Annotated in this window: 32 protein-coding genes and 1 tRNA gene; 26 read left to right on the top strand and 7 right to left on the bottom strand. The window is 66.9% G+C overall.

Annotated features, from left to right (window positions below; translation table 11 throughout):
• Positions 1-8: 8 nt before the first annotated feature.
• The 9 genes from nrdR to IWC96_RS01060 all read left to right on the top strand — a co-directional run bounded on the left by nrdR (position 9) and on the right by IWC96_RS01060 (position 7,571).
• Entirely contained in the window at positions 9-479 is a 471-nt protein-coding gene (gene nrdR, locus IWC96_RS01100) for a transcriptional regulator NrdR (RefSeq protein WP_021697402.1), read from the top strand.
• Positions 479-1,102: a RibD family protein gene (locus tag IWC96_RS01095; protein WP_021697401.1), complete on the top strand. Its 624-nt coding sequence runs from the start codon at positions 479-481 to the stop codon at positions 1,100-1,102. Before nrdR ends, IWC96_RS01095 begins: the two co-directional genes overlap by 1 nt.
• Positions 1,103-1,106: 4 nt before the next feature.
• Entirely contained in the window at positions 1,107-1,697 is a 591-nt protein-coding gene (locus IWC96_RS01090) for a riboflavin synthase (RefSeq protein ID WP_021697400.1), read from the top strand.
• Complete coding sequence (gene ribB / locus IWC96_RS01085) at positions 1,697-2,842, top strand: 3,4-dihydroxy-2-butanone-4-phosphate synthase (RefSeq protein ID WP_021697399.1); 1,146 nt, start codon at positions 1,697-1,699, stop codon at positions 2,840-2,842. The genes IWC96_RS01090 and ribB overlap by 1 nt, the downstream gene beginning before the upstream one ends.
• Complete coding sequence (gene ribH, locus IWC96_RS01080; protein WP_021697398.1) at positions 2,839-3,297, top strand: 6,7-dimethyl-8-ribityllumazine synthase; 459 nt, start codon at positions 2,839-2,841, stop codon at positions 3,295-3,297. Before ribB ends, ribH begins: the two co-directional genes overlap by 4 nt.
• Positions 3,294-3,818 carry a transcription antitermination factor NusB gene (nusB, locus tag IWC96_RS01075; protein ID WP_262422206.1) on the top strand — a complete coding sequence of 175 codons (525 nt, stop codon included), beginning with the start codon at positions 3,294-3,296 and terminating at the stop codon, positions 3,816-3,818. The genes ribH and nusB overlap by 4 nt, the downstream gene beginning before the upstream one ends.
• A complete protein-coding gene (thiL, locus tag IWC96_RS01070; protein WP_021697396.1) occupies positions 3,805-4,794 on the top strand; it encodes a thiamine-phosphate kinase in 990 nt (329 codons plus the stop codon). Before nusB ends, thiL begins: the two co-directional genes overlap by 14 nt.
• Before the next feature lie 36 nt (positions 4,795-4,830).
• Entirely contained in the window at positions 4,831-5,256 is a 426-nt protein-coding gene (locus IWC96_RS01065) for a hypothetical protein (RefSeq protein ID WP_196838205.1), read from the top strand.
• 164 nt (positions 5,257-5,420) lie between these two features.
• Positions 5,421-7,571, top strand: a complete 2,151-nt coding sequence (locus IWC96_RS01060) for a sodium-translocating pyrophosphatase (protein ID WP_196838204.1) — start codon at positions 5,421-5,423, stop codon at positions 7,569-7,571.
• Between the two features lie 98 nt (positions 7,572-7,669).
• Here the strand turns inward: IWC96_RS01060 and IWC96_RS01055 are convergent, their stop codons facing one another.
• Positions 7,670-8,149, bottom strand: coding sequence for an outer membrane protein assembly factor BamE (locus IWC96_RS01055; protein WP_021697391.1), 480 nt, complete (start codon positions 8,147-8,149; stop codon positions 7,670-7,672).
• A 126-nt stretch (positions 8,150-8,275) separates the two neighbouring features.
• Between IWC96_RS01055 and IWC96_RS01050 the strand changes: the two genes are divergently transcribed.
• The 7 genes from IWC96_RS01050 (at position 8,276) to IWC96_RS01020 (ending at position 12,368) form a co-directional block, all read left to right on the top strand.
• Positions 8,276-8,776, top strand: coding sequence for a ubiquinol-cytochrome C chaperone family protein (locus IWC96_RS01050; protein ID WP_021697390.1), 501 nt, complete (start codon positions 8,276-8,278; stop codon positions 8,774-8,776).
• Complete coding sequence (locus IWC96_RS01045; protein WP_196838214.1) at positions 8,773-9,294, top strand: DUF177 domain-containing protein; 522 nt, start codon at positions 8,773-8,775, stop codon at positions 9,292-9,294. The genes IWC96_RS01050 and IWC96_RS01045 overlap by 4 nt, the downstream gene beginning before the upstream one ends.
• A gap of 104 nt (positions 9,295-9,398) precedes the next feature.
• Complete coding sequence (gene plsX, locus IWC96_RS01040) at positions 9,399-10,463, top strand: phosphate acyltransferase PlsX (RefSeq protein ID WP_196838203.1); 1,065 nt, start codon at positions 9,399-9,401, stop codon at positions 10,461-10,463.
• Positions 10,460-11,437: a beta-ketoacyl-ACP synthase III gene (locus IWC96_RS01035; RefSeq protein WP_021697387.1), complete on the top strand. Its 978-nt coding sequence runs from the start codon at positions 10,460-10,462 to the stop codon at positions 11,435-11,437. Before plsX ends, IWC96_RS01035 begins: the two co-directional genes overlap by 4 nt.
• Positions 11,438-11,518: 81 nt before the next feature.
• A complete protein-coding gene (locus IWC96_RS01030; RefSeq protein WP_021697386.1) occupies positions 11,519-11,818 on the top strand; it encodes an integration host factor subunit alpha in 300 nt (99 codons plus the stop codon).
• 2 nt (positions 11,819-11,820) lie between these two features.
• Complete coding sequence (locus IWC96_RS01025) at positions 11,821-12,231, top strand: MerR family transcriptional regulator (RefSeq protein WP_045319042.1); 411 nt, start codon at positions 11,821-11,823, stop codon at positions 12,229-12,231.
• A 60-nt stretch (positions 12,232-12,291) separates the two neighbouring features.
• Positions 12,292-12,368 (top strand) — tRNA-Pro (locus IWC96_RS01020).
• Positions 12,369-12,907: 539 nt separating this feature from the next.
• On the opposite strand, the gene IWC96_RS01015 is transcribed toward IWC96_RS01020, so the two are convergent.
• The 4 genes from IWC96_RS01015 to IWC96_RS01000 form a co-directional block, all read right to left on the bottom strand.
• A complete protein-coding gene (locus IWC96_RS01015; RefSeq protein ID WP_021697384.1) occupies positions 12,908-13,381 on the bottom strand; it encodes a hypothetical protein in 474 nt (157 codons plus the stop codon).
• Positions 13,382-13,391: 10 nt separating this feature from the next.
• The gene (locus tag IWC96_RS01010; protein WP_148291469.1) at positions 13,392-13,745 is read right to left on the bottom strand and encodes a hypothetical protein; all 354 of its coding nucleotides are present in this window, start codon (positions 13,743-13,745) and stop codon (positions 13,392-13,394) included.
• Entirely contained in the window at positions 13,720-14,256 is a 537-nt protein-coding gene (locus IWC96_RS01005; protein ID WP_081703457.1) for a helix-turn-helix transcriptional regulator, read from the bottom strand. The genes IWC96_RS01010 and IWC96_RS01005 overlap by 26 nt, the downstream gene beginning before the upstream one ends.
• A 71-nt stretch (positions 14,257-14,327) precedes the next feature.
• The gene (locus IWC96_RS01000) at positions 14,328-14,705 is read right to left on the bottom strand and encodes a helix-turn-helix domain-containing protein (RefSeq protein ID WP_196838202.1); all 378 of its coding nucleotides are present in this window, start codon (positions 14,703-14,705) and stop codon (positions 14,328-14,330) included.
• 225 nt (positions 14,706-14,930) lie between these two features.
• Between IWC96_RS01000 and IWC96_RS00995 the strand changes: the two genes are divergently transcribed.
• From IWC96_RS00995 to IWC96_RS00985, 3 genes are read left to right on the top strand one after another with little or no spacing between them, the layout of a single operon-like run.
• Positions 14,931-15,914: a hypothetical protein gene (locus tag IWC96_RS00995; protein ID WP_021697380.1), complete on the top strand. Its 984-nt coding sequence runs from the start codon at positions 14,931-14,933 to the stop codon at positions 15,912-15,914.
• A gap of 33 nt (positions 15,915-15,947) precedes the next feature.
• Entirely contained in the window at positions 15,948-19,199 is a 3,252-nt protein-coding gene (locus IWC96_RS00990; RefSeq protein WP_021697379.1) for a LamG domain-containing protein, read from the top strand.
• A 23-nt stretch (positions 19,200-19,222) separates the two neighbouring features.
• Positions 19,223-19,753: a hypothetical protein gene (locus IWC96_RS00985; RefSeq protein WP_021697378.1), complete on the top strand. Its 531-nt coding sequence runs from the start codon at positions 19,223-19,225 to the stop codon at positions 19,751-19,753.
• Between the two features lie 25 nt (positions 19,754-19,778).
• Here IWC96_RS00985 and IWC96_RS00980 read toward each other — a convergent pair whose 3' ends face one another.
• On the bottom strand, positions 19,779-19,982 hold the full coding sequence (locus IWC96_RS00980; protein ID WP_021697377.1) for a DUF2842 domain-containing protein: 204 nt from the start codon (positions 19,980-19,982) through the stop codon (positions 19,779-19,781).
• The gene (locus IWC96_RS00975; RefSeq protein ID WP_021697376.1) at positions 19,979-20,230 is read right to left on the bottom strand and encodes a hypothetical protein; all 252 of its coding nucleotides are present in this window, start codon (positions 20,228-20,230) and stop codon (positions 19,979-19,981) included. The genes IWC96_RS00980 and IWC96_RS00975 overlap by 4 nt, the downstream gene beginning before the upstream one ends.
• Before the next feature lie 138 nt (positions 20,231-20,368).
• Here IWC96_RS00975 and IWC96_RS00970 point away from each other — a divergent pair, with 138 nt between their 5' ends.
• From IWC96_RS00970 to IWC96_RS00940, 7 genes are all read left to right on the top strand, one after another.
• Complete coding sequence (locus IWC96_RS00970) at positions 20,369-21,412, top strand: COX15/CtaA family protein (RefSeq protein WP_021697375.1); 1,044 nt, start codon at positions 20,369-20,371, stop codon at positions 21,410-21,412.
• Between the two features lie 182 nt (positions 21,413-21,594).
• Positions 21,595-22,068 carry a 50S ribosomal protein L13 gene (rplM, locus tag IWC96_RS00965; RefSeq protein WP_196838213.1) on the top strand — a complete coding sequence of 158 codons (474 nt, stop codon included), beginning with the start codon at positions 21,595-21,597 and terminating at the stop codon, positions 22,066-22,068.
• Positions 22,068-22,562 (top strand): 30S ribosomal protein S9, encoded by a 495-nt coding sequence (gene rpsI, locus IWC96_RS00960; protein WP_021697373.1) that lies wholly within the window; start codon positions 22,068-22,070, stop codon positions 22,560-22,562. The genes rplM and rpsI overlap by 1 nt, the downstream gene beginning before the upstream one ends.
• Positions 22,563-22,652: 90 nt before the next feature.
• Positions 22,653-22,895 carry a hypothetical protein gene (locus IWC96_RS00955; RefSeq protein ID WP_045319033.1) on the top strand — a complete coding sequence of 81 codons (243 nt, stop codon included), beginning with the start codon at positions 22,653-22,655 and terminating at the stop codon, positions 22,893-22,895.
• Positions 22,886-23,833: an N-acetyl-gamma-glutamyl-phosphate reductase gene (gene argC, locus IWC96_RS00950; RefSeq protein WP_370541066.1), complete on the top strand. Its 948-nt coding sequence runs from the start codon at positions 22,886-22,888 to the stop codon at positions 23,831-23,833. Before IWC96_RS00955 ends, argC begins: the two co-directional genes overlap by 10 nt.
• Positions 23,833-24,564, top strand: coding sequence for a DNA repair protein RecO (recO, locus tag IWC96_RS00945; RefSeq protein WP_021697370.1), 732 nt, complete (start codon positions 23,833-23,835; stop codon positions 24,562-24,564). The genes argC and recO overlap by 1 nt, the downstream gene beginning before the upstream one ends.
• A gap of 6 nt (positions 24,565-24,570) precedes the next feature.
• Positions 24,571-24,933, top strand: a complete 363-nt coding sequence (locus tag IWC96_RS00940; RefSeq protein WP_196838200.1) for a TraR/DksA family transcriptional regulator — start codon at positions 24,571-24,573, stop codon at positions 24,931-24,933.
• Positions 24,934-25,041: the final 108 nt, after the last annotated feature.

Raw genomic sequence — 25,041 nt, 5'->3', positions numbered from 1 at the left:
GCCCGGCCATGAAGTGCCCCTTCTGCGGCAACCCGGACACCCAGGTGAAGGACAGCCGCCCGTCGGACGACGGCGCGGCCATCCGGCGCCGCCGGGCGTGCCCGGGCTGCAGCGGGCGCTTCACCACCTTTGAACGGGTGCAGTTGCGCGAACTGGTGATCGTCAAGCGCAACGGGCGCCGCACCCCGTTCGACCGCATGAAGCTGGAGCGGTCGCTGGGCATCGCCCTGCGCAAGCGCCCGGTGGACCCGGACCAGATCGAACAGCTGGTCAGCCGCATCGTGCGCCAGCTGGAGAGCCTTGGCGAAACCGAGATCCAGTCCTCGACCGTGGGCGACTTCATCATGAAGGCGCTGAAGGGCGTCGATGAGGTGGCCTATGTGCGCTACGCCTCGGTCTACAAGGATTTCCGCCACACCGGCGACTTCGCCAAATTCCTGGGCGCCGAAGGATTCAGCGACTCCGACAAGGAGCGGTGATGCGCGTCACCCTGAAACTGGCCACCTCGCTGGACGGGCGCATCGCCACCGCGACGGGGGAGTCCCGATGGATCACCGGCGAGGCCGCGCGCGAGCAGGGCCACCGCCTGAGGGCCGCTCATGACGCGGTGCTGGTGGGTGTCCAGACGGTGCTGGCCGACGATCCGCAACTGACCGTGCGCCTGCCGGGACGATCCGTGGACCAGCCGCTGCGGGTCGTGTTGGACAGCCGCCTGCGGACGCCGGCCGGCGCGAAGCTGGTGGGAGAGGGGAGTCTGATCCTGACCACCGCCGAGCCGCATGCGGTGGGCGGTGCGCTGGTCGAGCAGGTTGATGCGGATGGCGATGGACGCCCGGCCGTGGATGCGGTGCTGAAGGCCCTCAAGCGGCACGGCGTCGGCTCGGTCCTGATCGAGGGCGGCGGACAGGTGGCGGCGTCCTTTATCGCGGCGGATGCGGTGGATGCGCTGGAGTGGTTCCGGGCGCCGATCCTGCTGGGCGGGGAAGGGCGGCCGTGCGTGGCGGCGCTGGCCATGGCGCAGCTTTCCGACGCGCCGCGGTTCCGGCGCCTTGCGGTCGAGCCCCTGGGCCCCGACCTGTGGGAACGTTACGAGCGGACCTGATAGAATGTTCACTGGAATCGTCACCGACATCGGCCGCGTCAGGAGCGTCCGCCAGACCGAGCGCGACCGGCGCTTCGAGATCGCCACGGCGTGGAATCCGTCAACCATTGATATGGGAGCGTCGATCAGTCACTCCGGCGTCTGCCTGACGGTGGTGGAGCGGGGCGACGACTGGTTCGCGGTCGAGGTGTCGGGCGAGACCCTGTCGAAGACCACCCTGGGCGCCTGGACCGAAGGGACCGGCGTCAATCTGGAGCGCGCGGCCCGCCTGGGCGACGAGATGGGCGGCCATATCGTCTCGGGCCACGTGGACGGGGTGGGGCGCGTGGTCTCCATCACGCCCGAGGGCGGATCGCACCGCGTGGTGGTGGAGGCGCCGGCGCCGCTGCATCGCTACATCGCCGAGAAGGGCTCGATCACGGTCGACGGCGTGTCCTTGACCGTCAACGCCGTGGACGGACGAACCTTCGACCTGAACATCATTCCCCATACCTGGGAGGCGACGACCCTGGGGACGCTGTCGCCGGATTCCGCCGTTAATCTGGAAATCGACATGCTGGCGCGCTACTTGGCCCGCTGGCAGGAGACAGCGTGATGCACCCGGCGGCCAATGTGAACGACAGCCCCATCAGTCCCATCGAGGACATCCTCGAGGACGCCCGTAACGGGCGGCCCTACATCCTGGTGGACGCCGAGGACCGGGAGAACGAGGGCGATGTCATCATTCCGGCCCAGTTCGCCACGCCGGACCAGATCAATTTCATGGCCAAGCACGCGCGCGGGCTGATCTGCCTGGCCATCACGGCGGACCGGGCGCGCAGCCTGCGCCTGCCCCCCATGTCGGCCGAGAACCGCGAGAGCATGGGCACCGCCTTCACCGTGTCGATCGAGGCGAAGGAAGGCGTGACCACCGGCATCAGCGCGGCGGACCGCGCCCGCACGGTGCAGGTGGCGGTGGACCCGAACCGGGGCCCTGACGATCTGGTCTCGCCGGGGCATGTGTTTCCGCTGGTGGCGCGGGACGGCGGGGTGCTGGTGCGCACCGGTCATACGGAAGCGGCGGTGGACATCAGCCGCATGGCCGGCCTGACGCCCGCCGGGGTGATCTGCGAGATCATGAACGACGACGGCACCATGGCCCGCATGCCGGACCTGGTCGCCTTCGCCCAGCTGCACGGACTGAAGATCGGCACCATCGCCGACCTGATCGCCTATCGCCGCCGCACGGAGCGGTTCGTGGAGCGGGTGCTGGAGCGGCCGTTCGAGAGCGTGCACGGCGGGCCGTTCCGCCTGATGCTGTACCGCAACGCCATCGAGGGCGTGGAGCATGTGGCGCTGGTTCACGGCCGGATCGATCCGGCCAAGCCGACCCTGGTGCGGATGCATCAGGTGGACTTCGCCGCCGACCTGCTGGGCCATGTGGAGGCGCGCCAGAACTATGTGCCCAGCGCCCTGAAGGCCATCAGCGAGCCCCAGCGCTACGGCGCGGCCGCAGGGGTGACCGTGTTCCTGCGGGACCCCGAGCTGAAGGGGCTTGCGGAACGCCTGAGCGACGGCGACAAGCCCGGCGCGAGCGACCGGGCCCTGAAGGCCTATGGCGTGGGCGCCCAGATCCTGCTGGACCTGGGCGTGCGCGACATGATCGTGATGAGTTCGACCCGGCCCAATCCCACGGCCATTGAGGGTTACGGCCTGCGCATCGCGGGCTGGCGTGACATGGATGGAGAACCCCAGTCTTGACCGATCCCCTGCGCATCCTGATCGTCGAGGGACGGTTCTATGACGACCTGTCCGACGCGCTGCTTGACGGGGCCAAGGAAGCCCTGCGGGCGCGCGGCGCCACCTTCGATGTGGCCACGGTGCCCGGGGCGCTGGAGGTGCCGCTCGGCATCGCCCAGGCCGAGGAGATGGGCCGCAGCCCGCTGGGCGTGCGCTATGACGGCTATGTGGCCCTGGGCGTGGTCATTCGCGGCGAGACCTATCATTTCGAGATCGTGTCGGATCAGTCAGCCGCGGGCATCATGCAGTTGGGCCTGAAGGGCCTGGCCGTCGGCAATGGCATCCTGACGGTGGAGGACGAGGACCAGGCCTGGACCCGCGCCCGCTTCACCGAGGGGGACAAGGGCGGCGGCGCGGCGCGCGCCTGCCTTGAGCTGATCGACCTGCGCCGTCGTCTGAGGGAGGGCCGGCTGTGAGCGAAGCCAACAGCCTGAAATCCGTCATGGCCCATCTGGCCGAGGCCGAGAAGCAGCGGGCCGAGCCCGGTCTGACCTCGCGCCAGCGCCGGGCCCGCACCGTGGCGCGTCTGGCCGCCGTTCAGGCCCTGTACCAGATGGAGCTGGGCGGGCAGGGCGTGGACACGGTGGTGGACGAGTTCCTCAACCACCGCTTTGACGCCGATATGGACGGGGAGCACCTGGCCGAGGCGGACGAGGCATGGTTCGCCGAGATCGTGCGCGGGGTGGTGGCGGGACAGAAGGCCATCGACACGGCCGTGGTGACGCGTCTGGCCTCCGGCTGGCGGATCGAGCGGCTGGACGCCACCCTGCGAGCCCTGCTGCGCGCCGGGGTGTGGGAGCTGCGCGAGAAGCCCGAGGTGCCGCGCGAGATCGTCATCGACGAATATGTGGAGCTGGCCAAGGCGTTCTTCGACGCGGCCGAGGCCAAGTTCGTGAACGCCGCCCTGGATGGCGTCGCCCGCGATGCCCGGGGTTGATGCGGCCGACGAGTTCGAGACCATCGAGCGGCTGTTCCGGCCTCTGGCGCATCCGGAATGGGGCCGCGGCCTGATCGATGACGTGGCGGCGCTGCCGTCGCGGCCCGGATACGACCTGATCCTGACCAAGGACGCCATGGTCGAGGGCGTGCATTTCCTGCCGGACGATCCGCTCGATACCGTGGCCAGGAAGCTGCTGCGGGTGAACCTGTCGGATCTGGCGGCCAAGGGGGCCGAGCCGTTCGGCTATCTGCTGGCCTGTTTCTGGCCCGAGGCGTCGGGCTGGCTTGAGCGGGAGGCCTTCGCGGCGGGTCTCGCCGAGGATCAGGTGAAGTTCGGCGTTCACCTGCTGGGCGGCGACACGGTGGTGACGCCGGGCCCGGCCAGCTTCAGTCTGACCGCTCTGGGCTGGGTTCCCCATGGCCGGGCCGTGGCGCGCGCAGGCGCGCAGCCGGGCGACCTGATCGTGGTCACGGGCATGATCGGCGACGGTATTCTGGGGCTGAAGGCGGCCCGCGGGGAACTGGGGCTTGAGGACGAACGGGTCGCGGCCCTGACCGCTCACTACCGGACGCCGGAACCGCGGGTTGATTTCGCCCTGGCTGTGCGCGAGCACGCGGCTGCAGCGCTGGACGTGTCGGACGGCCTCATCGCCGACATGGGCCATATGGCCAGTGCGAGCGGCGTGGGCATCCTGATCGATCTGGAGAAGCTGCCACTTTCGCGCGCCGCCACCGCGTGGTTCGAGACCCGGGTCGACCCGGTAGCCGCCCTGACGGAGCTGGCCACGGGCGGCGACGACTATGAGATCGTCATGGCCGTGCCGCCCGCCGCCGTCGAGGGGCTGAAGCGGGCGGCTGACGCCAGCCATCTGCGTCTGACGGTGCTGGGTGCGGCAACCCAGGGCGAAGGGGTGACGGTGCGGCATGGCGGGGAGGTCGTGCCGGTGAAGACGACAGGCTGGCGGCACGGCTGAAACGGTTTCCTAACGCCGCTCGGCTAGATGGCCTGAATGCGCCGCCGTGACCTGATCGCCGCCGGAACCGTGCTCGCCGTCTCCGCGACGGCGGCGGCCGCCGCGCCGTCCAGTGATGCGCCTCCCGCCGCCGCCACCCTGAACCTGGTTCCGCTGGGCCTGCCCGTCGTCAGCGACGGGCGCCTGCGGAACTATGTGTTCGTGAACCTGCGTCTGCATCTGGCGAGCGGACAGACTGCCGAGGCCGTCCGGCCGCACGATCCCTTCATCCGCGACGCCCTGGTCAAAGCCGCTCACCGGGTGGACTTCTCGGCCGCCGGAGACTGGACTCTTCTGAACGAGCGGGTGCTGATCGCCGCGACCATGGCCGCCGCGCGGGTGGTGGCCGGAGACGGCGTCATCGCCTCGGTCGAGGTGGTCAATCAGGCGCCCCGCCGCCGCACGGGGATGCGCTCCAACTAAACGCTGTTGCGCGAGTCGGCGGGCTTTGGCACTTTCCGGCCGCAATTCCCGCGTGGCCGCAGCCAGCGGCCGGTGCGCACGGGGGGACCGGAAGGCGGACAAGTCCGGAAAGGACGCCGCGCCAAGGGTCCGCGCGCAGAAATGCATAAAGGGTTGAAACGCTTATGACGTCCTATCTGTGGCTGGTCATAGCGGCAGGCGCGCTGGGGGTGCTTTACGGCGCCATCCAGACCGCCTCGCTGCTCAAGGCCGACGCCGGCAACGACAAGATGCGCGAGATCGCCGCGGCGATCCAGGAAGGGGCCTCGGCCTATCTGAAGCGCCAGTACACCACCATCGGCATCGTCGGGATCGTGATCCTGGTCGCGGCCTATTTCCTGATCGGCCCGTATGCGGCCATCGGCTTCCTGATCGGCGCGGTGCTGTCGGGCGCGGCCGGATACGCCGGGATGCTGATCTCGGTGCGGGCCAACGTCCGCACGGCCCAGGCAGCCTCCAAGAGCCTGGCAGGCGGCCTGGACCTGGCCTTCCGCTCGGGCGCGGTGACCGGCCTGTTCGTGGCCGGCGGCGCCCTGATCGGCGTGGCGGGCTACTACGCCTTCCTGACCGAGGGCATGGGTCTGGACCGCGTCGGCCGCGAGGTCATCGACGGCCTGGTGGCCCTGGGCTTCGGCGCCTCGCTGATCTCCATCTTCGCGCGACTGGGCGGCGGCATCTTCACCAAGGGCGCCGACGTGGGCGGCGACATGGTGGGCAAGGTCGAGGCCGGCATTCCGGAGGATGACCCCCGCAACGCCGCCACCATCGCCGACAACGTGGGCGACAACGTCGGCGACTGCGCCGGCATGGCGGCGGACCTGTTCGAAACCTATGCGGTGACCACCGTGGCGACGATGGTGCTGGCCGCCATCTTCTTCCGCGAGTCGCCGCTGGTTGAGGCCATGATGCTGCTGCCGCTGGCCATCGGGGGCGTGTGCATCATCACCTCGATCATCGGCACCTTCTTCGTGCGCCTGGGCAAGTCGAACAACATCATGGGGGCCCTGTACAAGGGCCTGATCGCCACCGGCGTGCTGTCGGTCGCGGCCCTGTGGTTCGTGGTCGATCAGCTGGTCAGTGAGCCGGTGGTCACCTCGAACGGCCTGACCATCGAGGCCATGAGCCTGTTCTGGTCCGGCGTGGTCGGCCTGGCGGTGACCGCCGCCATCGTCGTCATCACTGAATACTACACCGGCACCACCTATCGCCCGGTGAAGTCGGTGGCCAAGGCGTCCACCTCGGGTCACGGCACCAATGTGATCCAGGGTCTGGCGGTCTCGCTGGAGTCCACCGCGCTTCCGGCCCTGACCATCATCATCGGCATCATCGCCACCTATCAGATGGCCGGACTGTTCGGCATCGCCATCGCCACAACCACCATGCTGGGCGTGGCGGGCATGATCGTGGCCCTGGACGCCTTCGGACCGGTGACGGACAACGCCGGCGGCATCGCCGAGATGGCGGGCCTGCCCGCCGACGTGCGGACCTCCACCGACGCCCTGGACGCGGTGGGCAACACCACCAAGGCCGTCACCAAGGGTTACGCCATCGGTTCGGCGGGTCTGGGCGCCCTGGTGCTGTTCGCGGCCTACACCGAGGACCTGAAGTACTTCTCGGCCAATCCGGCGGATTATCCGTTCTTCGCCGACATGGGGCCGGTCGCCTTTGACCTGTCCAACCCCTACGTGGTGGTGGGCCTGCTGTTCGGGGGGCTGCTGCCCTTCCTGTTCGGCGGCATGTCCATGATGGCGGTGGGCCGCGCGGCCGAGGCCGTTGTAACCGAGGTGCGCCGCCAGTTCCGCGAGAACCCGGGCATCATGACCTATCAGGTCAAGCCGGAGTATGGCCGGGCCGTGGACATCCTGACCAAGGCGGCGATCAAGGAGATGATCGTGCCGTCGCTGCTGCCGGTGCTGTCGCCGATCGTGCTGTTCGTCGCCATCATGCTGATCCAGCCGGACAAGGCCAACGCCTTCGCCGCGGTGGGCGCCATGCTGATGGGGGTGATCGTGACCGGCCTGTTCGTGGCCATCTCGATGACCTCGGGCGGCGGCGCCTGGGACAACGCCAAGAAGCTGATCGAGGAGGGCTACACCGACGCGAACGGAGTCCTTCACGGCAAGGGGTCGGAGGCTCACAAGGCCGCCGTCACCGGCGACACGGTGGGCGATCCATACAAGGACACCGCTGGTCCGGCGGTGAACCCGATGATCAAGATCACCAACATCGTGGCGCTTCTGCTGCTGGCGGTGCTGGCGAGCGGAAACATCGGCTGATGATCGTGACCCGGGCGGTTCGCGCTGCCCGGGAAGCGCCCAGAAAGAAAGCCCCGGAGCGAAGGCTCCGGGGCTTGTTTCTTTTCGGCTCCGAAAAATCAGTCCGGGCGGCGGCGGCCGGGATCGTCGTCCTCGGTGCGGGGCAGCTGACCGCGGCCCACATTGCCCAGCAGTTGTTCGATCACGCTGAGCTCGCGGCCCCGGGTCGGCGTCTCGCGGCTGTTCATGGCGATCTCTCGGCCATCCTCGAGGCCAATGAGGCGCACACCCTGAACCTGGTCGCTTCCGTCGGCGAAGGTGATCTCGGTGATGCTGCGGCCCGCCACCTGGGTGGCGTTATAGGTGTACCGCTCGGTGGTCTGGCTGATGTAGTACCAGACGCTCTCGCTTTCGAAGGTGGATCGGGTCGATGGCGAGCCCAGCTTGGCCAGGACGGTTTCGCGGGTGTCCACGCCCGCCTCGATCTCGTTGGGCGCGATGTCGATCATCTGGAAGCCGTGACGACCGACCTGGGGCGCGCAGGCCATGAGGCCGGCGGCGAGCGCCGCCACGGTCAGGACGGGAATGAATCGGGACATGGAAACGGACCTCGAATGGATCGACGGCTTTGACCTAGCGGTCCCGGAGCATTAGTTCAACGCCGAGACCTGACAAGGGGCCAACAGTTGCTGCGGAATTTGTTTAAATCCAGGCCGTCCCGGCAAGTGGCCGAACGGTTGTATGCGGCCTGCGCCGCGCAGGCCCGTCTTCCGGTGTTCTACACGGACATTGGCGTGCCCGACCGCATCGACGCGCGGTTCGAACTCTACACGCTGCATGTGCTGCTGATGATCCTGCGGCTGAGGGATGAGGGCCAGGCGGGCGCGGATACGGCCCAGGACCTGTTCGACACCTATGTTTCGGCCCTCGACAACACCCTTCGCGAGCTGGGCGTCGGCGATGTGGCGGTCGGCAAGAAGATGCGCCGGCTGGGCGAGGCCATGTACGGCCGCATGACCGCTTATGAAAAAGCGATCCTGGCCGGCGATGACCAGGGTTTGGCGGCGGCCCTGAGCCGCAACATCCTGGAATCCGATGCGGCCACGCCGGAGATGCGGGCCATGGCCGACTACGCCCTGCGCGCCCGCGCCGCCCTGGGGGACCAGCCGTTCGACGCCGTCATGACGTCGCCTGCATGGGCCGAGCCGACCCTGGCGGCCGCATGAGCCTGCCGCCTCCACCCTTCAGCGAGCCCTTGCGCCTGAACCAGATCGGCGCGGGCGCCACGCGCGATCTGGAGCCGGACGAGGCCGCCCGCGCCCGTATCGCCCGGACCCTGGACCTGATCGAACTGCCGGTGTTCAAGGCCCGCCTGACCGTGAAGCCCGCCGATACGGGCTGGACCCTCTCGGGGCAGGTCACGGCCCATGCGGTGCAGCGCTGCGGCCTGACGCTGGAGCCGCTGCCGGCGGACATCGACGAATCATTCGCCATCGAACTGGTGGAAGCCGATCCGCGGGCGCCGGTCGAGGTGGACGTCGATCCCGAAGACGACGGCCCGGACGTGGTCGAGGACGGCGTGATCGACCTGGGCGTCTATGCGGTGGAGCAACTGGCTCTGGGGCTGGATCCTTTTCCCCGCAAGGCCGGGGCGGTTTTCGAACAGCCCGAGGAGCCGGCCGAGGAATCGCCCTTCGCCGTGCTGAAGCAGTTCAAGCAGCCGGATTCGTCCGGCGACACCTGACGTAACGTCAGGCGGTTCCCATCATCGAAGGAGGCCGCTATCGTGGCGCGCCTCGAACCAGGAAGCGCCGCCGGGCAGGGCGCGCGCACGGAGCGACATCCAAGTTGGCGTCATCACTCATCATCTCGCTTGACGGCATGGGCGGGGACCATGGACCGCCTGTCACCGTTGGCGGTGTCCGCGAATATCTGAAACGGCACGGCGGCGAGGGCGTTCGCTTCCTGCTGCACGGCGACGAAAAGGCCCTGGCCGCCGAGGTGAAGAAGGCGGGCGTCGGCGAGGTCTGCGAGATCCGCGCGACGGACAAGGTCATCGCCATGGACGAGAAGCCCGCCCAGGCGATGCGCCGCGGCAAGGGCTCGTCCATGTGGAACGCCGTCGAAACGGTGAAGACCGGTGAGGCGGCGGGCGTCGTGTCGGCCGGCAACACCGGCGCCCTGATGGCCATCTCCAAGCTGTTGCTGCGCATGTCCGCCAAGGGGCTGGAGCGACCGGCCATCGTGGCCAGCTGGCCCACCTTGAACGGCATCACCGCCGTTCTGGACGTGGGCGCCAACATCACCTCTGACGCCGAGCAACTGGTGGATTTCGCCATCATGGGCGAGGCATTTCACGCCGCCGTTCACGGCTCCACCAACCCTTCCATCGGCATCCTGAACGTGGGGTCCGAGGACATGAAGGGGCATGAGGATGTGCGCGAGGCTGCGACCATCCTGCGCGACAATCCCTTCGGTCTGAACTACCACGGCTTCGTCGAGGGCGACGACATCGCCAAGGGCACTGTGGATGTGGTCGTCACTGACGGCTTCACCGGCAATATTGCGCTCAAGACCGCCGAAGGCACGGCGCGGTTCATCTCGACCCTGATGAAGGAGGCTCTGACCTCCAGCATGCAGGCGAAGGCGGGGGCGCTGCTGGCCTTGCCGGCCCTGAGACAGATGCGCGCCCGCATCGACCCCGGCGCCATCAACGGCGGGCCGCTGCTGGGCCTGAACGGCATCGTGGTCAAGAGCCACGGCGGCGCGGACGCCAAGGGATACGGCAACGCCATCCGCGTGACCGTCGATCTGGCCCGCAGCGACTACACGGCCAAGGTGGGGGCCAATCTGAAACGGCTGGACGCGGTGCTGCACAGCACGCCGTCCGAACCGGTGGAGACTGTTTCGTGAGCGTCACTCGCAGCGCCGTAACCGGCGTGGGTTCCTACTTGCCGGAAAACATCGTCACCAACGATGATCTGTCGAAATTCGTCGACACCACCGACGAATGGATCGTCGAACGCACCGGCATCCGCCAGCGGCACAAGGCCGCCGACGACCAGCCCACCAGCGACCTTGCGGTCCAGGCCGCCCTGCGCGCGCTGGAGGCGGCCGGGCGCACGGCGGCGGACATCGACCTCATCGTCGTGGCCACCACGACCCCCGACATGACCTTCCCGTCGGTGGCCTCCATCGTCCAGCGCAAGCTGGGCGCGCCGGTGTGTAACGCCTTTGACATCCAGGCGGTGTGCTCGGGCTTCGTCTATGCACTGAGCGTTGCGGACGGCTTCGTGGCGCGGGGCCTGGCCCGATGCGCTCTGGTCATCGGCGCCGAGGAAATGACGCGCCTGATGGACTGGACCGACCGGTCCACCTGCGTGCTGTTCGGCGACGGTGCGGGCGCGGTGGTGCTGGAGCCCGTGGAAGGGCAGGGGACGCCCGCCGACCGAGGCGTGCTGGGCTTCGCCCTGCGCTGCGACGGCAACAAGACGGACCTGCTGTATGTGGACGGCGGCCCTGCCTCCACCGGCACGGTGGGCCACCTGCGGATGGCGGGCAACCAGGTGTTCCGCCACGCGGTGGTGAACATCGCCGAGGCTGTGACGGCCGCCTGCGAGGCCGCCAACATCCAGATTTCCGACGTGGACTGGTTCGTGCCCCATCAGGCCAACCAGCGCATCATCAAGGGCGTGGGCGACCGCCTGGGCCTGGACGAGGACAAGGTCATCCTGACTGTGGCCGATCACGCCAACACCTCGGCCGCCTCGATCCCGCTGGCGCTTGATACGGCCGTCAAGGACGGTCGCATCAAGCCGGGCGACCTTGTCCTGATGGAGGCCATGGGCGGGGGTCTGACATGGGGCGCGGTGGCGTTAAGGATGTAAAACAGGTGGTTGCGCTTTGACTCCGACGCATATTGTCGTCAGATGGCGAACCACCCGGGGCTTGATGGAGGGGAGCGACCGATGGCCGAGACTGTGACGCGCGCCGATCTTTGCGAGGCGGTTCATGAGGAGCTCGGCCTGTCGCGACAGGAATGCTCCAATCTGGTCGAGCGGACCCTGAACCTGATCGTGGATTCGCTGGAGCGCGGCGAGACGGTCAAGCTGTCGGGCTTCGGCGTGTTCCAGGTGCGCGAAAAGCGCGCCCGCATGGGGCGCAATCCCAAGACCGGCGAACCCGCGGCCATCACCCCGCGCCGGGTGATCAGCTTCCGCGCCTCCCAGATCATGAAGACCAAGGTGGACGGCGCGGCCGTCGATTGATCATGACCAAGAGCCCCAACGCCTTCCGCACCATCTCGGAAGCGTCCGAGGAGATCGGGGCTCCCCAGCACGTGCTGCGCTTCTGGGAGACGAAATTCACCTTCGTGACGCCGCTCAAGCGGGCGGGCGGTCGGCGGTTCTATCGCCCCAACGATGTGGCGGTGCTGAAGGGCGTGCGGCGTCTGCTGCATGAGCAGGGCCTGACCATCAAGGGCGTGCAGCGCCTCTACAAGGAGCAGGGCCTGAAGGCGATCGCGAGCTTCAGCGACGAGGACGCCGCGTTCACCCCGACCCCCGAATCGGACAGCCGGGAAACGCCTGTCGCCGACGGCGCGAACACCGCGCGTCTGCGCGCGCTCCTGGCCGATCTGGAAGCCGCCCGCGCGAGCCTGGACCACGCCCTGGGGCGCTGACGGAATTCTTCTCGATTAGGGTTTGCGGGCCCGCCGCCGCCCGTCTATAGGGAGCGCCTTCGGAGCGTGGCGCAGCCTGGTAGCGCACTTGACTGGGGGTCAAGGGGTCGCAGGTTCGAATCCTGTCGCTCCGACCATCTAACCTCTTGGTTGTTTGGATTTTTGAAGGGGTCGCTCTTGGGCGGCCCCTTTGAAATTGGGCTCTGGGGCACATGCGGGGGCGGCCCCCAGGCTGACAAGCATGTGAGACCCCCTCTCGTGTCGGGCCTCAGCCTGCATGAATACCGTTCCGCCGCGCCTGTCGGTACATGACGGGAATGGAGACCGTCGCCGGATCCTCGAAGTCATGGTTGCGCATCTCCTGCCGCGCGCGGCCGAGAATTGAGAGACATGCAGACTCCTTCGCCCGCGCTGTGGACGAGTCCAAAGCTAGTTCTCGCCGCTCCGAAGCAGGGAGCTTCTGGCGAGGCCTTCACTGGTGGTGAGCCGCCCCAGCCAGTCCCTCAGAGAGGCCAGGGCTTGAACGTCGAGCTCGTCGGATCTCTGGCCGGATCTGAGATTGTCCAGAAGAACCTGGCAGACGATGACAGCATCCTGAGGTGAAGTGAGCTCACGCAGGAGGATGACCTTTTCGCAGGCCTCATAGAGGCTGTCCTCGCGCGCGGACTCCGGTTGGTCACCATCGCTCAGATGCGTCCAGAGGCGAACGGCTTCTTCGAAGGTTGGATGAGACATTGGTGGCCTCCTTGGCGAACCGCCGGGCGGCCCAGGCTTCCCAGGCGCCGATAAACAGGGTGAAAGACAGAAGCAGCCACACGCCGATGCGAAGGGTGACCCCCGTCCAGATGAAATAGGCTCCGGGCTGCAGCCACGGGATGATGAAGGTGATGACGGCGATCAGTTGAAAGCCTGCCGCCATGGCGAGCCACCAACGGTCGTATCGCTCCGCAAGGATCCAGAAGCCGATGAGCATGAAGGCATCGACGGACGCCGCCCCCGCTTTCCAGCTTCCCAACAGGATATGATCCACAAGGGGTGTGATGATCAGAGCCGCCGCGAACACCGCTGCGCCCAGCCGATCCTCCCCCCCGCCGAAACGCAGAAGCAGCGCCAGGGCGATCAGGTTGGCGGTGAGCAGAGTGATCGTCATCAGGCGCCGATCATGCGTGGGTGACGACGCGGGGAGGGGTATCCGGGCTCGTGGAGCCGTCCTTGTCCTCCATGGGTGCGAACAGCGTCCACTCCATCCCCATCGCCTTGGCGTCACGCTCCAGATATCGATGGGCGTGCACCACCTGGCCTCGCACGACTACGAGTCCCTGAAGCGCTGCGGCCAGCCGTTCTGCGCCTCTCTGGCCGATGGCGGCCGCCAGATTCGCTGACGTGCGGCCGGCGGACAGGGTCATGAGCACCTGTCCTCCGCTGGCGATCGCGCGGTCCAGATTATGTTCGAAGGTTTGTAGCTCGGCCGCGGTTACGGATGCGAAATTATCGGCCTTTGGATTGCGGTTCATTGTTCACGCCTTCAGCGGTTGATCGAAATGCGTCAACCGCGAACCGATCGATTGAGCCGAAGGCGGTGAGAACCCCAAAACCGGCGATGATCAGCATCAGACCGAACAGGGTCCACATGAGGATCAGACCGACCCGCGAGCCCACCCAGCGGGGCGGAACTCGCGCGGGGCCGAGCCCGGCATAAATCTCATACAGAGGATTGCCGCGCTGCCCACCGCTTCCGCCCCGACCCTTTCCGTCTGCGGCGACGTTCCGATCAGGCGCGGTGAGATCGGCATAGGGTATGGGTATGGGTGGAACTGGGTAATTTTGGGCGACGATGGCCGCAGCGCCGTCTCGGCTTCGAGTGCCTAATTTCTGATAGGCGCTATGCAGGTGATTGCTGACCGTCTTGGGGGACATGCCACGTCCAGCCGGGCGCAGCGCCTGGGCGATTTCCTTATCCGTAAGACCCTTGCCCGCCAGCACGACGCACTGCACCTCGCGCTTGGTCAGGCGGTCGTCTTGCATAAGGCCCCCCTCCTTCAAGCTTGAAGGTTACGGGAAAAAAGCACCCACCGTCCAGACAGTTAAAGCAGGATTCAGATGGCCGGTGTCGGGCTGGAGAGCGTCCGGATCAGAGCGAGCACGGCGCCCCGATCCCGCTCGCTGAGCCGCCCCCATGCCACCAGCAGTTTCCGTGATGCCGCATCAACGCCGCCGAGATCGTCTCCACCTGGCGCGCCGTCCTCGCCCATCAGCCAGCCGCAAGTGACATTCAAGACTTTCGACATCTCGTAAAGCCGCGAGGCTGAGACGCGATTGGTCCCGCGTTCGTACTTCTGGACCTGCTGAAACGTTATGCCCACCGCCTGGCCCAGGTTCGTCTGGCTCAACCCCAGTTCGCGCCGCCTGAAGGCGATGCGTGCGCCCACTTCGATGTCAAAGGGATGGGGTCGGGTGAGGGCGGTCCGGGGCATGGCCCAATATACGGCTGCGCTACGCTCTCTCCAATATTATCTTGAAGCGGGGCGGTGTCAGACCGCCCGCAGCGGGTGGCTTCGGGAGGGCGCCCCTCAGGCTTGGCCGAGCCCCTGGCCCGCACGGCCCCATTGCTCCCGGATGCTAGCCGATGCACTTAAAGATGGTATTTATGATTGTTATCTCGTATGAGGCGTGTGAAATTGCTTTGGGGAGGGGCGGGCATGCCGGGCTACAACGGTCTTCTTATGCGAGACTCGCTTCAGGACACGGGCGTAATCCCGTCTCCGGGCTACCCGTACTATTCGCCCGACCTGATCTGTCATGAACAGGTGGCTGATCCCCAGAGCTTCTTCACCGGCAACTATGACACGGATCCGAACCAGCCGGTTCAGCTCGGAAGCCAGACCAATTTTTTCTATGTCCGCACCAAGAACCTGTCGGACGGACCGGTGAGCGGTTGGTATATCCACTGCTATCGAAGCAGCGCCTCGCTGTTCATGACTCCGAGCATCTGGAAGAACAATCCGCTCTACACGCGCTCGGGCAACCCGTTCGTTCAGACGGGATCAATTGCCTCAGGGGCTGTCGGCGTCGGGCAGGACAACTTCCTTCTCGACGCAATCTCCAGTCCGCTGTTCTGCATGATCGGCGTCGCCAGTCCGTCTTCGACACCCTCGATCCCGGACGGCTTCACAAGTTACGGCGACTATGTTCTCTGGGTTCGCCAGAACCAGAATGTGTGCGGTCGCAACCTCACCTATCTGCAGAGCTTTCCTGATCGTCAGTTCAGCCGCCTGGATGCGTTGAGCAATCCGAGCAACGAGGCCGTGCCCGTCCTGGCCAAGGTCGAGGCGCGAGGCCCGCTGCCAGCGGGCACCACTTTTGGGGTTCAGTGCGCGCCTGCGGGGCTGAACGCCAGCGGCGACACCTCGAATACGACCCTGATCACGGGGTCCGGCATGACACCCGCCCAGTTTGACGGGACGGTGACGACCTGGGGCTCTCTGCCTGCGGGCGTCAACACCTGGCCGCCCGGCGCGACTCTCACCACCACCCTCTACTACGGCCAGGACATCGGCCACGCCGCTCACCAGTACGGCGAACCGTGGGAGCGTTTTTCTGTCCGGCCTGGCGAGATCGAAGGCATGCCGCGAGACGGCGTCCTTGTTCGCCTGGGAGACACGGGCACCGTTTTTCTCGCCTGACCCAACAACGCTGTCACTTGCCGGAGCTGAGGCATGCCAGACGTACCCAGTTACCTGACCCTTCATCTTTCGGCATTCGCCCACGCCGAGACCGCCGCTGATCTGCCGGTCAAGCTCGACGGATCGCAGCCCTTCTCCATCGATGGATGGGTGCGCCTGAGCGGTCTCTGTGCGAGTGCGTCCATCTTCCGCAAGGCGGGCGTGTTCGATTTCGGCGTGGCCGGCGAAGCCTTGACCTTGAGCATCAACGGCTATCCGACCGTCTATTCCGACACGGCTGATCCGCTGACGGAGAACGAATGGCGCTACGTCTGTGCGACCTTCGCCGGCGGCCAGGCGCGCCTCTACATCGACGGCAACTTCAACGCCTTTCAGGCGATCTCCGGGCAAGGCCAAACCAGCGCCGATGCATTTGAGATCGGTCACACGCTGCAGGGTCAGATCCGCAGCGTCCGCGTCTACAACACGGCCCTGTCGGCCGATCAGGTCATGGCGGCCATGTATGGGACGCCCGATGCGGGCGCCATCGCCGCCTGGTTCGATTTCACCGCCAACCCCCCGAGCGACCTCGGGCCAGCGCATCTGCCGATCAGCCTGAGCAGCAAGGCGCGCATGATGGTGGAAACGCCCTCAGTAGCGATCGCGGCCACGGCCTATGCGCAGCCGATCTGGGATGAAGACGTCAATCCCGGCGGCTTGCAGACCGATCCCTACACCGTGCAGGTCTGGGCCTATGTCGAGGATCCGGACGCGCCCGTGCAGGCGCTCTTTGTGAACGGCGACCTCGAAACCGACTCCGGCATGGCGCTGTATCTCGAGCGCGCGGAGAACGAGCCGGGGTTCGTCGTCAAATCCCAGCGCGGCTCAATCGACGAACTCGACACCACCCTGGCGTCAACCACGACCGTCTTGCCCAATCGATGGGCGAATATCGCAACGACCTTCGACGGAACGACCTTGTCGATCTACATCGACGGGGAGCTCGCCGGACAGGGCGCGTTCGGTCCTGTTCCGTCCATGCGTCTCGAAAGCGACTTGCTGATCGGGGCCGCGCTGTCCCATGGCTCGCCCCTCGCAGCGACGTCTCTCCAGGGTCATCTGGCCCGGATCGACGTATGGTCTCGCGCCCTGAGCGCCGAGGAAATATCCCAGTCTATGGCGGCCGCGCCGGACCCGGCGACACCGGATCTCACGGCGCTCTACGAGTTCGCTTCCGCACCTGCCCGTAACGCCGTCACCAGTCATCCGGTCGGCTTGGCGGATGGGGCGGAGCTTTCAAACCAGATCACCCACGTCAGTCCGGACGAAATCCTGGTCGTGGAGCCGGACCGGGACCAGGCCGAACCATCGCGCGCCGAGATCGAAATGCTGGCGGAGCTGCGGGCTGGACTCGATTTCTCCCACATCCTGAAGGGTGACCCGGAGCTGTTCAGTCGAGCCTGTGCGAAGGACTGCGACACCATCGCCGCGCATTTGGCGCCCGAGGAACGGGACGCGGCGAGACAGAAGATGGAGGCCGCCTGGCGCGAGGCGGAAGAGGCTCTTCGCGAGCGACCCCATGACCTCCCGTTTCTCGTGACGAGGCATCGCGTGGGCGGCGAGGACCTGTTGGTTCATCACGGGCCGACAGACTCCCGGATCGTGTTCCGTGCTGCGGCCGGCGCCTATGACGACTGCACGCTCTGGAAGGTGCAGCTCGTTTTCGTGGTGATCGGCGGGGTGCTGGATTTGCTGTTCGGCGTCCGGGCGCAGCTCACAGATCGTGCGCTCGCCTATATCGCCAAGGTCGTCCTGCGAAATCCGAGGATCGCGGCCATCCTGGCCCTGGGCTCGGCCATTACGGCCAGCGACCTCTTTAGCCTGGGCCGAACCCTCTACGACTTCGGAATGCTGAAGGCGTTGGCGAAGCTGGTGATCGAGGTGGGCTTCTGGACCCTTCTGCGCGTCGTGGCCAAGCTGGTGCTGAAGTTCCTGCTCCCGTGGGGTGCTGCCGTCGACTTCATCGCCTCGCTGGCGGCCACCGCCGCCGTGTTCATCACCACCTATCTGAGCCGGCCAAGCTCGTGCACGCCGTTGCCGAACGTCACGCTCGCCGGTGTCTGGTTCAACCACTCGCCATCGAACTCCAGCACCTGCGCCATAAACATTCGCAAGAACTACACCACCCAGGTCGACGTCCCGGAATGGGTCCAGAGCGAAACAGACCCTGCCCAGTCGCCTGCCGCCTATGCGCTGGCGGCGATTGCGGGAAACACCGTCACGGTCAAGGCGCGCTTTGTGATCAGCACGCGCGACCCCGTGCAGATGCAGATCCAGGCGCTTGATGGCGGGGTGCTCGGAGCGATCGCTCCCGTCACCATCAACTTCAAGAACGGTGTGTCCGATCCGGAGTGGGTGACCCTGCCGCTCTCCGCGCAAACCCTGGCCGCAGCCGGGGTGGCCCGCCAGGACGTAACCTGGACCTGGCAGTACCGCCCCATGGGCGGGGGGGCATGGACCGGCCTTCAGACAACCCGGCACCGTATCTACACCGTTCTCGCAGCGCCCTCGGCGCCCTGGCAACAGTCGGGCTTTCCCGCCAGCCCCCAGAATCCCTGGACGGACGTTCTCGACCATGCCTGCCAATGGGCCAGCGGTTCGACGACACCGGATGCGGCCGCCGCAGCCGTCACCCGCACCGTCAATCAATCGCTGAACCTCACCTATGACATGAGCAGAGGCGCTTCGGCGTACACCGAGGGGAACGCGACCATCTCTCGATGGGTCTTCCTCGCCACGCCCTTCCTCAATTTCCTCAAAGGCGCGCCAAGTCCCGGGCGCATCATCAACTGCACTGACTGCGCCACCATCGTATCGACCTTCGCCAACGCCGTGGGCTGTGATCTCACCCAGTCCTGCATGGAGCGGGGCTTCGCGCTCAATCAGATCATCGCTATTGGATCCAGCACCTTCGGCTATCCGGGTTTCGGTCCCGCCTTCAGCTATCATGAGGTCGCCTGGACCGGTGGCTTGAGCTATGCTGACCCGCTCTATGATGCCTGCCTCCAGGTCGATGGAGGAAGTCAGCCGTGGAATTGGAATACTGGCGTGACCCATACGCCGACCCTGCCGCTGAAGATGCCTTTCACCACCATGGGGATGTCGCCCGCGACGCCCATTCCGATGCCTTTCAACGCCCAGAGCTACCGTGAGCGGTTGTGCGCCGACACGGCGGCCGGGATCGGCGCGTGCAACCCGGTTGGACCGAAACCGCTCACCAACAGCGGCCGTCGCCCGCTGCAGTAGCGGGAATACGGGAGGACAAGGTTATGAACAGACGCGATGAGGTCAAAGCGCTCCATGGCTTCGAGGCCTGGGGCGATCATATTGATGACGACGCGGGATTCGATGGCCCTACGCCCCTGTTCCTGACGGATCACGAGCGTCTTTTTGATCTCCACTTTCTCGCGAGGGAGGCCCTGCATCCGGAGGGCGGCTCCACACGGGGCTACCGGGAGTACTATGCGGCTGAAGACAGGCCGGATGCCGGCGTCATGGTGATCGTCAGACAGCTGCCTTCGATCAAGGACGCTCATGAGGCGCTCGTCGACATTCTCGAGACGAGCATGGCGCTGCGACTGCTTCCGGCTGAAGAGCGTGAGGTGTCCGTGGGACACGTCGCGTTCGTCGGTCATGACCCCACTGTGGACGCCATACACTTTGTTCGCGGCTCCACGCTTGTCACGATCAAGAACACCGGCGGAGAGATCATCCCGGTCGCCGAGATGGCCGAAGAAATCGATCGGCAGCTCACGACCCATCTGATGAACGCACACGACGAACAGCTACCGGCTCGCTGAGACCTGACGCAGCCCTCGCGATCGCTCAGCCGCGTTCGGCCCACCTCAGCAGCGGGATCAGGGGCACGCCCCAGAGGGTGCCGGCCAGGGGATAGAAGATCAGGTCGATCCAGAAGCTGTCGGGCAGGGCGTCGGCCACCACCGTGGCCAGCCAGATGTAGAAGGCCAGGAACGCCAGGGTCGCCACGGCGGCGATGATGCGGCGGGTGCGGGCGGGGATGCTGCTCATCGTTTGTTGCGGGTCAGGAAGTAAACCAGCAGCACGATGACCGATCCGGCCATGGCCCAGACGACCCAGCCCAGGTCGTCCATGGTGTGGGCGCCGAACACCCGCACCGCCAGAAACCAGCCGCAGGCCGCGCCCGTCACGGACGTCAGCAGGGTGCGGGCGATGCCGCGCCCGCCGGTCAGCAGGTCCGCGATCCAGCCCAGGGCCAGGGCGCCCACGACCGCCAGGATGATGTCCAGATGCTGCACGTCTCGCTCCGTGGTGGCGGCGACCCCTTGTCGCTGTCCCGATTTGCGACTGGTCCTTACGCCATTCCGTAGGCATAGGGGAAACGTCGGGTTTTTCGAACCCGATCTGTAGCTCCTTTAGTGAACGACGGGCGTCGAATGAACCGTTTTTCCGCATGGGATCGCTCACGCGCCGTGGCGATCTGGCTGTTCTGCGTGGCCGCCCTGGTGTTCGCCATGGTGGTGGTGGGCGGGATCACCCGCCTGACGGGCTCCGGCCTGTCGATCACGGAATGGAAGCCGATCATGGGCGCGGTCCCGCCGCTCAACGAGGCGGACTGGAACGAGGCGTTCGCGCTGTACCGGGAGATCCCGCAGTACCAGCAGGTCAACGCCGGCATGACCCTGGGCGAGTTCAAGGGCATCTTCTGGTGGGAGTGGATACACCGCCAGCTGGGCCGCCTGATCGGCGTGGCCTTCGCCCTGCCGTTCCTCGTGTTTCTCGCGCTCAAGATGGTCCCCGGCCGGCTGGTGCTGCGCTGCGTGGTGCTGCTGGGCCTGGGCGGGCTGCAGGGGCTGATCGGCTGGTGGATGGTGTCGTCCGGGCTGAGCGAGCGGGTGGACGTGGCGCCCGAGCGCCTGACCGTTCACCTGGGCCTGGCCTTCGTCATCTTCATGGGCCTGATATGGACGGGGCTCGAGGCGTGGTTCGGCGAGGACCGCACGCGCGCGCGCGCCGGGTGGAGCCGGTTCGCCGCCCTGGTGCTGGGTGTGGTGTTCCTCCAGAGCCTGCTGGGCGGGCTGGTGGCGGGCTCCAAGGCGGGCATGGTCTATACGGACTGGCCGCTGATGAACGGCATGGTCATCGCTCCGGTGGACTGGGGGCAGGGGGCGCTGGCCTTCCTGCACGACCAGGCGCTGGTCCAGTTCAATCACCGGATCATGGCCTATGCCCTGCTGGCGCTGACCACGGTCTATGCGGTGCAGGTGATCCGCGCGAAGCTGGCGCAGGGCGCCGGGGCCTCGGCCTGGGTGCTGCTGGCCCTGGTGTGGGCCCAGGCGCTGCTGGGGATCGCCACCCTGATGCACGCCGTGCCGCTGTCTCTGGGCGTGCTGCACCAGGCCGGGGCGGCCGTGGTGCTGGGCGCGGCGACGGTCAATCTGTGGCTGGTGCGGCGGTCCCAGCCGCGAATGTTCGGCTGAACAGATAGGTATTTTAATACCGTATTTGAAAAAGCCTGTTAAACCAGCGTTGTAGGTCGTATTGGCGTCGAATAACGCCGTTGACGGATGTCGCGCACCCCTCTATTGACCCCGCTTCCGCGCGGCGTCGGTCCCACGATCTGCGTCCGCGACCCGATTTCGCCTCAGGACACCTGACCATGTTGAAGACCACCACGGCTTCCCTGAAGCCGGCCGAGGTCGAGAAGAAGTGGATTCACATCGACGCCGAGGGCGTCGTCGTGGGCCGTCTCGCGACCTTCATCGCCAACCGCCTGCGCGGCAAGCACCGTCCGGACTACACCCCCCACGTTGACTGCGGCGACTATGTCGTCGTGACCAACGTCGACAAGGTGGTGTTCACCGGCAAGAAGTCGACCGACAAGGTCTACTATCGCCACACCGGCCACCCCGGCGGCATCAAGTCCACGACCCCCGAAAAGGTCCTGGGCGGACGCTTCCCCGAGCGCGTGCTGGAAAAGGCCGTCGAGCGGATGCTGCCCAAGGAAAGCCCCCTGGCCCGCAAGCAGATGACGCACCTGCGCCTGTTCTCCGGCGCCGAGCACACCCATCAGGCCCAGTCCCCCGCGACGATCGACTTCAAGTCGGCCTCGCCCAAGAACACCCGGAGCCAGTAATGACCGACGTGACCAACGATACGCCGGCCGCCACCGGCTTTGACGCCCTCAAGGGCATGGGAACCGCCGCGGAAGAGGCCATCGTCCGCGAGCCCCAGATCGACGCCCAGGGCCGCGCCTATGCGACCGGCAAGCGCAAGAACGCCATCGCCCGCGTGTGGATCAAGCCCGGCTCGGGCAAGATCACCATCAACGGCCGCGAGCAGGAAGTGTACTTCGCCCGCCCCGTGCTGCGCATGATGATCGCCCAGCCGATGCAGCTGAGCGACCGTGAAGGCCAGTTCGACGTGGTCGCCACGGTCGAGGGCTCGGGCCTGTCCGGCCAGGCCGGCGCCATCCGTCACGGCATCTCCAAGGCCCTGACCAACTACGAGCCCGGCCTGCGCGCCGTGCTGAAGCCCCACGGCCTGCTGACCCGCGACAGCCGCGTGGTCGAGCGCAAGAAGTACGGCCGCGCCAAGGCCCGCCGCAGCTTCCAGTTCTCGAAGCGCTAACTCGCGACCCGCGAGTGGGAATACGAGGGCGCTTCGGGAAACCGGAGCGCCCTTTTTCTTTGTCCAGGCAAGCCATTATCGGGGGTGCGAATGACCGATTGGACGTCGCTTTTCGTGAAGATAGGCACTCCGCTGGTGGCGCTTGTCTTGGTGAGGAGCGTCTGGTGTTCGCTTCTCAAGGGCGAGACAGCGCTTGGCGGTGTACGATTCAACCGCAGTCGTAATCCGATAGGCTTTTGGTTGGTTGTTTCTTTCCAGGTTTTGGTGATCGGATTTTTCGTCATGCTCATATCGGATGTGTTCTTCGGACTGGATTTGCGATTCTGGCTATGACCCACACCATCTTCATCGACGGCGAGGCCGGGACCACGGGGCTGGAGATCCGGGAGCGGCTGGAGGCGCGCGCGGATCTGGAGCTGCTGCTGCTGGGCGATCGGCGGCGGGATGTGGCGGCGCGGCGCGAGGCGCTGAACGGGGCCGATGCGGTGATCCTGTGCCTGCCGGACGATGCGGCGCGGGAGGCTGTGGCCATGATCGAGCACCCCGGGGTGAAGGTGATCGACGCCTCCACCGCGCACCGGGTCGCGCCGGGCTGGACCTATGGCTTTCCGGAGATGGACGCGGCGCAGCGGGCGGCGGTGGCGGGATCGACGCGGGTGTCGAACCCCGGCTGCTATCCCACCGGCTTCATCGCCCTGATGCGGCCGCTGGTGAAGGCGGGGCTGGTCCCGGCGGACCATCCGGTCAGCGTCAATGCGGTCAGCGGCTATTCGGGCGGCGGCAAGGCCATGATCGCCGAGTTCGAGGCCGAGGGGGCGGCGACCGCCCACCGGGCCTACGGCCTGAGCCTGACCCACAAGCATGTGCCGGAGATGACGCGCCATGCGGGCCTCTCCCGGCCGGTGCTGTTCGCGCCCGCCGTCGGCGCCTACCGCCAGGGCATGCTGGTGGAGGTTCCGCTGCACCTGTCGGCCCTGCCGGAGACGCCGTCCATCGAGCGCCTGCACGGGGCGCTGGTGGAGGCCTATGCGGGGGCCCGGTTCGTCGAGGTGGCGGACCTGGAGACCACCGAGGCCATGACGGGCATCGAGCCCGAGAGCCTGAACGGCACCAACCGGCTGCGGCTGCACGTGTTCGGGGACCGGGGCGGGGCGCAGGCCCGGCTGGTGGCCCTGCTGGACAATCTGGGCAAGGGCGCCTCGGGGGCGGCGGTGCAGAACCTGAACCTGATGCTGGGGCTGGACGAGGGGACGGGGCTGGACAGCCGCTGATGGAATTCCAGGACGACGCCTTTGTGCTGTCGGCCCGCGCGCACGGGGACACCGGCGTGGTGGTCGAGCTGCTGACCGAGCGGCATGGGCGCCATGCGGCCTATGTGGCGGGCGGGGCGTCGCGGCGGATGAAGCCGTTCCTGCAGCCGGGCGCGCGGGTGGTCGCCGACTACCGGGCGCGGACTTCGGAGCATCTGGGCTCGGCGAAGCTGGAGCCGGTGGGCGAGGGGCCGGCGGCCCTGTTCGACGATCCCCTGGCCCTGACCGGGCTGAACGCGGCGGCGGCGGTGGCGCAAGGGTCGCTGCCCGAGCGTGAGCCCCATCCGGGGGCCTTCCTGGCCTTCGAGGCCCTGATGGCGTCCTTCGCCTTTCCCGACATCTGGCCCGCCGTGTTCGTGCGCTTCGAGGCCGGGCTGCTGGAGGAGTTGGGCTTCGGCCTGGACCTGTCCAAATGCGCCGCCACCGGCTCGGCGGATGACCTGATCTGGGTCAGCCCGCGCACCGGCCGGGCGGTCAGCCGGGCGGCGGGCGCGCCCTATGCGGACAAGCTGCTGCCCCTGCCGCCCTTCATGCTGGGGGCGCAGGCGGGGCTGAGCGAGGGGGATGTGAAGGCGGGGCTGGACCTGACCGGCCGCTTTCTGGAGACCTTCGTGTTCCACCCCTTCAACAAGCCCCTGCCGCCCGCCCGGGTGTGGATGCTGGACAAGCTGGCCGAGGCCGGGCGGCTGTAGCTGGACTTGGGCGCCCGGCTGGCCGAGGCTGGCCCCATGGATGCGCAACAGGTGAAAGACCGGCTGCTGGCCCTGCGGGCCGAGCTGACCGAGCTGAGCGAGGGGGCGGCGGACTCGCGCAAGGCCGTGGAGCTGGACCAGCAGAGCGTGGGCCGGCTGTCGCGCCAGGACGCCCTGCAGCAGCAGGCCATGGCCAACGCCGCCGACGCCCAGCGCGCCCTGGAGATCCGCCGCATCGACGCCGCCCTGCAGCGGCTGGAGGAGGGCGAATACGGCTGGTGCGCCGACTGCGGCGAGGCCATCGCCCCCCGCCGCCTCGACCTGGACCCCTGCGCGGCCGTGTGCATCGACTGCGCGCGGGGCGGGTAGGGCCACCCACCCTCCGTCACCCTCGGGCTTGTCCCGAGGGCCCACGGCGGCGCGCGTCCCGGGCCGGCGGCCGGGGCGGGCGGGGTGATCAGGCCCGTAAAGGATCGT

Origin of the sequence: Brevundimonas sp. BAL450, from assembly GCF_015767455.1 — a bacterium.
Lineage (GTDB): Bacteria > Pseudomonadota > Alphaproteobacteria > Caulobacterales > Caulobacteraceae > Brevundimonas > Brevundimonas abyssalis.
The sequence above is the reverse complement of the archived record's forward strand: the minus strand, read 5'-3'. Positions and strand labels throughout refer to the sequence as shown.